This is a genomic window from Sphingopyxis sp. (assembly GCF_036402335.1).
Taxonomy (GTDB): domain Bacteria; phylum Pseudomonadota; class Alphaproteobacteria; order Sphingomonadales; family Sphingomonadaceae; genus Sphingopyxis.
This window is the reverse complement of record NZ_DASWTD010000292.1, coordinates 1-7,347: the sequence shown is the minus strand read 5'-3', so window position 1 is coordinate 7,347 and position 7,347 is coordinate 1. Positions and strand designations below refer to the sequence as shown.

6 protein-coding genes and 1 tRNA gene are annotated in these 7,347 nt (G+C 65.1%); 5 read left to right on the top strand and 2 right to left on the bottom strand.

Features of this window, described 5'->3' with window-relative positions; translation table 11 throughout:
* Both VGD20_RS09150 and VGD20_RS09145 read right to left on the bottom strand, forming a co-directional pair.
* The coding region (locus VGD20_RS09150) for an Arm DNA-binding domain-containing protein (RefSeq protein ID WP_331134143.1) at positions 1 to 384 on the bottom strand (384 nt) is incomplete at its 3' end.
* 165 nt (positions 385 to 549) lie between these two features.
* Positions 550 to 636: transfer RNA gene (locus VGD20_RS09145), tRNA-Leu, on the bottom strand.
* 200 nt (positions 637 to 836) lie between these two features.
* On the opposite strand from VGD20_RS09145, the gene VGD20_RS09140 reads away from it, so the two are divergent.
* The 5 genes from VGD20_RS09140 to VGD20_RS09120 all read left to right on the top strand — a co-directional run.
* Positions 837 to 1,766, top strand: coding sequence for a complex I NDUFA9 subunit family protein (locus VGD20_RS09140; protein WP_331134142.1), 930 nt, complete (start codon positions 837 to 839; stop codon positions 1,764 to 1,766).
* Positions 1,766 to 2,566: an undecaprenyl-diphosphate phosphatase gene (locus VGD20_RS09135; protein ID WP_331134141.1), complete on the top strand. Its 801-nt coding sequence runs from the start codon at positions 1,766 to 1,768 to the stop codon at positions 2,564 to 2,566. The genes VGD20_RS09140 and VGD20_RS09135 overlap by 1 nt, the downstream gene beginning before the upstream one ends.
* Before the next feature lie 160 nt (positions 2,567 to 2,726).
* Positions 2,727 to 4,169 carry an NAD(P)-dependent oxidoreductase gene (locus VGD20_RS09130; protein WP_331134140.1) on the top strand — a complete coding sequence of 481 codons (1,443 nt, stop codon included), beginning with the start codon at positions 2,727 to 2,729 and terminating at the stop codon, positions 4,167 to 4,169.
* A gap of 20 nt (positions 4,170 to 4,189) precedes the next feature.
* Positions 4,190 to 5,413 carry a DUF2059 domain-containing protein gene (locus VGD20_RS09125; RefSeq protein WP_331134139.1) on the top strand — a complete coding sequence of 408 codons (1,224 nt, stop codon included), beginning with the start codon at positions 4,190 to 4,192 and terminating at the stop codon, positions 5,411 to 5,413.
* Between the two features lie 23 nt (positions 5,414 to 5,436).
* A partial coding sequence (locus VGD20_RS09120; RefSeq protein WP_331134138.1) for a glutamate synthase central domain-containing protein occupies positions 5,437 to 7,347 on the top strand: 1,911 nt, incomplete at its 3' end.

Below are 7,347 nucleotides of genomic sequence, written 5' to 3'. Positions count from 1 at the left end.
AAGCCAGCGAATCTTGCTGAGCGTGATTTCCGCCATGCCTTCGCGCTCGTTCTTCTCGACCCACTCCTCGGCGACCAACCTGAAATTATTGTCCTCCGAGATCACAGCACGGGCCTGTTCCAACTTGCGCTCGTGGGAGGGGTCAAGGCCCGCTGCAATCTGGCGGCGGGCGTCCTCGCGCTTTCCGCGCGCGTCGGCGAGGCTCACTTCTGGCCAGGCTCCGAACGACAGCGTCCGGTACCGGCCCAGGTATTTGTAGTTCATGCGCCAGAGCTTGCTACCGTTCGGCCGGACTAGCAGGAAGAGGCCGTCGCCATCGGTCAATTTGTAATCGCGATCACGCGACTTGGCGTTGGCGACGGTGGTCGCAAAGAGTCGGTTCATGAGGGTATCGCCCTTCGAAAAGGGGCGGAACGATACCCTCCAGGATACCCTCTTTGTTCCCGATTGGTGCCGTATTCGCCCGGATTTGACCGGACGGTCATAGCACAAAAAATGGCTGAAATCTCCCGTTTTTCAGACGTACTCGGACGCCCCCGGAAGAACAAATGGTGCCCAGAAGAGGACTCGAACCTCCACGACCTTGCGATCGCCAGCACCTGAAGCTGGTGCGTCTACCAATTCCGCCATCTGGGCACGGGGTAGGAGCGGGCGCTTAGCGGCGGGGTGGTCGGCTTGTCAACCGCGGTGCGGGGGCGAATGCGCATTTTATCGCAAAGCCGGGGGTTTTGCGTCGGGAACCCGCCTTCGCCCCTTGCTCCCCTTCCCGCTTCGCGGCATGGGGAAGCAGTACGGCGCGCCCTGCGCCGGCAAAGAATCACATACAGGCGGACGCGATGACGAACCTCAACGGACAATTGATCACGGTGCTGGGAGGCGGCGGCTTCCTCGGCCGCTATGTCGTGCAGCGCCTGCTCGCACGCGGTGCGCGTGTCCGCATCGCTCAGCGCGAGCCGCGCGCCGCGACCTTCCTCAAGCCGCTCGGCGGGCTTGGCCAGACACAGTTCGTGGCATGCGATGTCCGCGACGCCGCCAGCGTCGCGCGCGCGGTGCAGGGCAGCGACGCCGTCATCAACCTTGCCGGTGCGTTCGGCGATATGCAGGCCGACGGGGCGGGCCATGTCGCAACAGCTGCGAAGGCGGCCGGCGTCGGCGCGCTCGTCCATGTCTCGGCGATCGGCGCCGATCCTGCGAGCGCCTCGGCCTATGGCCGCAGCAAGGGCGACGGTGAAGCGGCGGTGCGCGCGAGCTTTGCCGATGCCGCGATCCTGCGCCCCTCGATCCTGTTCGGGCGCGAGGACCATTTCATCAACCGCTTCGCCACGATGATGCGCATGACGCCGGTCGTTCCCGTGATCGCGCCCGGCGCGAAATTCCAGCCCGCCTATGTCGGCGACGTCGCCGACGCCGTCGTCGCAGCACTCGGTCGCGATGCCGCGGGCAAGACATTCGAGCTTGGCGGGCCGCAAGTGCTGACGATGGGCGAGCTCCTGCGCTGGATCGCCGATGCGACCGGCCGTTCGCCGCTGTTCGTCGATGTGCCCGATTTCGTCGCCTCGGCGCTTGCGACCGGCTTCGGCTGGGCCCCCGGCGCGCCGATCACCAAGGACCAGTGGCTGATGCTCCAGCACGACAACGTCGTGGCGGACAGCGCCGCGGGCCTTACCCAGCTGGGTATCGCGCCGACCTCGCTCGCCTCGGTCGCCGACGGCTGGCTCGTCCAGTATCGCCGCAACGGCCGCTTCGCCGAACTCGCTTCGCGATAATGTCTATCTGGCTGACCGCAGTCATCCTCGGCATCGTCGAGGGTCTGACCGAGTTTTTGCCCGTCTCCTCGACGGGCCACCTCATCCTCGCAACCGAACTGCTCGGCTATGACGCCGCGCGCTGGGCGGTCTTCAACATCGCGATCCAGCCGGGCGCGATCCTCGCGATCGTCGTGCTGTACCGGAAGCTGTTCTGGGACATGTTTACCGGCTTTTTCCGCCGCGACCCGGTTGCGATCGCGTTCGTGCGGAACTTGGCTCTCGCCTTCTTTCCGGCGGTCATCCTCGGCCTCGCCTTTGGCGATTATATCGAACTGCTGCTCGAAAACGCCGTCGTCGTCGCGTGGGCGCTGATCATCGGCGGCTTTGCGATCCTGCTCGTCGAGCGCTTCGCCAGGACGAAAGACGTCGGCGGCGTCGCGAATGTGTCGACGCGGCAATCGATCCTCGTCGGGCTCGTCCAGTGCATCGCGATGATCCCGGGCGTCAGCCGTTCGGGCGCAACGATCCTCGGCGCGATGTCGTTCGGGGTCGACCGCAAGACCGCGGCCGAATTCAGCTTCTTCCTCGCCCTCCCGACGCTGACCGGCGCGACGGTGCTTCAGCTGTTCAAGCACCGCGACGCGATCACCTCGAACGACCTCGGCCTCATCGCGGTCGGCTCGCTCGTTTCGTTCGTTGTCGCCTGGGCGGTGATCAAGGCCTTCCTCGCCGTCGTCACGCGCTACGGCTTTGCACCCTTCGCTTGGTACCGGATCATCGCCGGCGTTGCCGCCCTGATCTGGCTCGGCATGAGATAGGGCCGAAATGGTATTAATTGACGAAAGATAATTGCGCATACCTATTTTGATGCAGATTCAGCATCCATTTTAGGTTAGCAATTCTGCCCTAACTCGATATTCGCCCGTGACAGGGCTTTTCGAGCCATGCCATTTGCCCCTCCAACGAAGGGGATACTGCATGGCTTCCGAACGCATGCTCCAGTTTGTGGGGCGTGAACAATCCTATCCGGACAAGCGCTCTGCCGAAGAGCGCGCCCGCGACTTTCACGAAATCGCCGAGCGCTACGCCGCGCCCGACGCCGACGCGCAGGCGGCGCGCTGCTCGCAATGCGGCGTGCCTTATTGTTCGGTGCATTGCCCGCTCCACAATCATATTCCCGACTGGCTGCGCCTGACCGCCGAGGGCCGCCTGCGCGAAGCCTATGAGCTTTCGAACGCGACCTCGACTATGCCCGAGATCTGCGGCCGCATCTGCCCGCAGGATCGCCTGTGCGAAGGCAATTGCGTGATCGAATTTTCGGGCCATGGCGCGGTGACGATCGGCAGCGTCGAAAAATATATCACCGACACCGCCTGGGCCGAAGGCTGGGTCGAAGCGCTGCATGTCGGTGCCGCGACCGGCCAGTCGGTCGGCGTCATCGGCGCCGGCCCCGCCGGGTTGACCGCGGCCGAATATCTGCGCGCCGCGGGACACGAGGTCCATGTCTACGACCGGCACGACCGCGCCGGCGGCCTGCTGACCTATGGCATCCCCGGCTTCAAGCTGGAGAAGGATGTCGTGATGCGCCGCGTCGACCGTCTGGTCGAAGGCGGTATCCACTTCCACCTCGGCTTTGCCGTCGGCGAGGACGCGACGCTCGATGCACTCCGCCAGAAGCATGACGCAATCCTGATCGCGACCGGTGTCTATAAGGCGCGCGAGATCAATGTCCCCGGCAATGGTGCCGACGGGGTGATCGCCGCACTCGACTATCTGATCGCGTCGAACCGCAAGAGCTTCGGCGACGCGGTTCCGGCGTTCGACGACGGCCGCCTCGATGCCAGGGACAAGCATGTCGTCGTGATCGGCGGCGGCGACACCGCGATGGACTGCGTCCGCACCGCGGTGCGGCAGGGTGCCAAATCGGTCAAATGCCTCTATCGCCGCGACCGCGAGAATATGCCGGGCTCGCAGCGCGAGGTCGCCAATGCCGAGGAAGAGGGCGTCGAGTTCGTCTGGCTTTCGGCGCCCGAAAGCTTCACCGCCGACAAGCATGTCAAGGAAGTCGCGGTCGCGGGCATGCGCCTCGGCGCCCCCGATGCGAGCGGGCGCCGCAGCCCCGAGGTCGATCCGGGCCGCAAGTTCGACGTTCCCGCCGACATGGTGATCAAGGCCCTGGGTTTCGACCCCGAAGAACTGCCGCACCTGTTCGGGTCGCCCGACCTGTCGGTGACGCGCTGGGGTACTTTGCGCGTCGATCACCAGACGATGATGACCAGCTTGCCCGGCGTTTTCGCGGCTGGCGACATCGTGCGCGGCGCCAGCCTCGTCGTCTGGGGCATCCGCGACGGCCGCGATGTCAGCGACCAGATGGCAAAGTGGTTGAAAGCGAAAGCGAAAAGCGAAAAGAGGGCAGCATGATCAACAATAAAGGAAAAATCATGATGCCCACCTTCAAATCGATCCTGCTCGCCGGGACGATCGCGATGCTGCCGCTGGGGACGAATGCCTGGGCTGCACCGAAGGAAGCGCCGGTCGCGGAGGTTGTCGTGCCGGCCCCGGAAACCGAAAGCGACGTGGCGGTCGAAGCCGACAGCGAAGAGACCGCTGCGCAGGCGAAGGCGAAGTTCGAGCGCGAGATGGACGAAGCGGTCGCGCTGATCGAAAAGATGTTCGACACGAGCGACCTGCCGCCGATCGAACCCGCACGCCTCGCGCTCGCGCAAAAGACGATGGGCCAGCTGATCCCGAGCGGCAGCCTCGAGAAGATGATGGACAATCTTTACGGCAAGATGTTCAAGACGCTGATGGGCGAGTTCGGCGGCCAGTCGGACCTGATGCTCTCGATCCAGACCGGCGTCGAAAGCGAAAAGATCGCAGCGCTCGACGACGCAACCAAGGCCAAGATCGCCGACATGTTCGACCCGCACCGCAAGGAGCGCGAAGATCAGATCACCAAGGTCGTGAAGCCGCTGATCAGCGAAGTGCTGGGCGATATGGAACCGCCGATGCGCGAAGGCATGTCGAAAGCCTATGCGCGCAAGTTCACCGCGGCACAGCTCACCGATCTCAACGGCTTCCTCGCGACGCCCACCGGCACGGTCTACGCCAATGAATGGATGGCGATGCAGGCCGATCCCGAAGTGATGCTGTCGGTCATCAAGGCGATTCCGCCGCTGGTCACCAAGTTCGTCGACCGCGCGCCCGAGATCGAAAAGGACATGAAGGATCTGCCGAAGGAAAAGCAGCTTTCGGACTTCAGCGACAAGGAACTCGCTTCGCTCGCCAAGCTGATGAAGGTGGACGTGAAGGTGCTGAAGGACCAGCGCGACATGTGGAACACCGACACGGTCGAAGCGAGCGATGCGGTTGAAGCGAGCGACGTGGTCGCCGTCGATGCCGCAGCGCCCGCGGACGACTATGCCGTCGATGCCGCGGCCGATGCCGCAGATGCCGCCGCCGCGGCCGCCGATGCCGCCGCCGACGAAGCAGTCGCGGTAGCGATCGAAGAACCCGAAGAGAACCGGGACAACTGGTCTGCTGCTGACCGGGCGCACGTCGAGCAGCTGGAGTCGGCATCCGAAGCCGCTGCAGTCGCCGCCGCCGAAGCGCGCGAGCAAGCGATCACCAGGACGCGCAAGCGTTCGAAGCTGCCCAACAACTAGGCCCTCAACCCGCCAGGACGAAGATGATGACCCATTACCCCACCCCCGATCACGCGCGGCTCGAAGCCGAAGGCATGTATCGCCCCGACATGGAATCCGATGCCTGCGGCGTCGGCATGGTCGCGGCGACCGACGGCAAGGCGTCGCGCCGCGTCGTCGAGGCGGCGATCGAGGCGTTGCGCGCCGTATGGCACCGCGGCGCGGTCGACGCCGACGGCAAGACCGGGGATGGGGCGGGCATCCATGTCGACCTGCCCGTCCGCTTCTTCGACGATGCGATCGCGGCGTCGGGGCACAAGGTGCGCCCGAACCGCCTCGCGGTCGGCATGGTCTTCCTGCCGCGCACCGACCTCGGCGCGCAGGAAGAATGCCGAACGATCGTCGAGGCCGAGATCATCGAAGCGGGCTTCACCATCTATGGCTGGCGCCAGGTCCCGGTCGACGTGTCGGTGATCGGCGACAAGGCGCAGCGCACGCGCCCCGAGATCGAGCAGATCATGATCGCCGGGCCCCTGCCCGACGAGCAATCGGTCGCCGAGTTCGAAAAGCAGCTCTATCTCGTCCGCCGCCGCATCGAGAAGAAGGTGATCGCGGCGCAGATCGCCGACTTCTATATCTGCAGCCTGTCGGCGCGCTCGATCATCTACAAGGGCCTCTTCCTTGCCGAGAGCCTCGCCGACTTCTTCCCCGACCTCACGAACAAATTGTTCGAAAGCCGCGTCGCGATCTTCCACCAGCGTTATTCGACCAACACCTTCCCGCAATGGTGGCTCGCGCAGCCGTTCCGCTGCCTCGCGCACAATGGCGAGATCAACACGATCCGCGGCAACAAGAACTGGATGAAGAGCCACGAGATCAAGATGGCGAGCCTCGCCTTCGGCGAGCATAGCGAAGACATCAAGCCGGTGATCCCGGCGGGCGCATCGGACACCGCCGCGCTCGATGCGGTGTTCGAGGCGCTGTGCCGCGCCGGCCGCGATGCGCCGACCGCGAAGCTGATCCTCGTCCCCGAGGCGTGGACGACCGAATGCGACGTCCCCGACAACCACCGCGCGATGTACTCGTACCTCGCGAGCGTGATGGAGCCGTGGGACGGCCCCGCAGCGCTCGCGATGACCGATGGCCGCTGGGCGGTCGCCGGCATGGACCGCAACGCGCTGCGTCCGCTCCGCTACACACTCACCGCCGACAATCTGCTCGTCGTCGGTTCGGAGAGCGGGATGGTGCTGCTGCCCGAAGCGAGCGTGCGCAAGAAGGGCCGCCTCGGCCCCGGCCAGATGATCGCGGTCGATCTCGACGATGGCACCCTCTACGAAGATCTCGCGATCAAGGACAAGATCGCCGACGCCGCCGACTATGCGTCGCGCGTCAAGGGCTTCCGCACGATGGCCGACCTGCCCAAGGGCGGCAAGTCGAGCCTGCCGGCCTTCGAACGCGGCGAATTGCTCCGCCGCCAGGTCGCCGCGGGCCTCACCATGGAGGATATGGAACTGATCCTCTCCCCGATGGTCGAGGATGCGAAGGAAGCGATCGGCTCGATGGGCGACGACACCCCGCTCGCGGTCATCTCCGACAAGCCGCGCCACGTCGCGCAATTCTTCCGCCAGAATTTCAGCCAGGTCACCAACCCGCCGATCGACAGCTTGCGCGAACGCCATGTGATGAGTCTGAAGACGCGCTTCGCCAACCTCGCCAACATCCTCGACGAGCGCGGGCAGAGCGACCATGTGCTCGTCATCGATTCCCCGGTGCTCGTCGGCGACGACTGGGATCGCCTCCGCGCCTATTTCGGCGATGCGGTCGCCGACATCGACTGCACCTTCGCCGCCGGCGGCGACGCTGCAACGCTGCGCGAAGCGATCGCCCGCGTCCGCCGCGAGGCCGAAGACGCGGTGCGCGCGGGCCGCTCCGAACTGTTCCTGAGCGACCAGAAT

Excerpts from the sequence above, each read along its gene's own strand:
- VGD20_RS09140 (WP_331134142.1), top strand. The coding sequence starts at position 837 with ATGACGAACCTCAACGGACAATTGATCACGGTGCTGGGAGGCGGCGGC.
- VGD20_RS09135 (WP_331134141.1), top strand. The coding sequence starts at position 1,766 with ATGTCTATCTGGCTGACCGCAGTCATCCTCGGCATCGTCGAGGGTCTG.
- VGD20_RS09130 (WP_331134140.1), top strand. The coding sequence starts at position 2,727 with ATGGCTTCCGAACGCATGCTCCAGTTTGTGGGGCGTGAACAATCCTAT.
- VGD20_RS09125 (WP_331134139.1), top strand. The coding sequence starts at position 4,190 with ATGATGCCCACCTTCAAATCGATCCTGCTCGCCGGGACGATCGCGATG.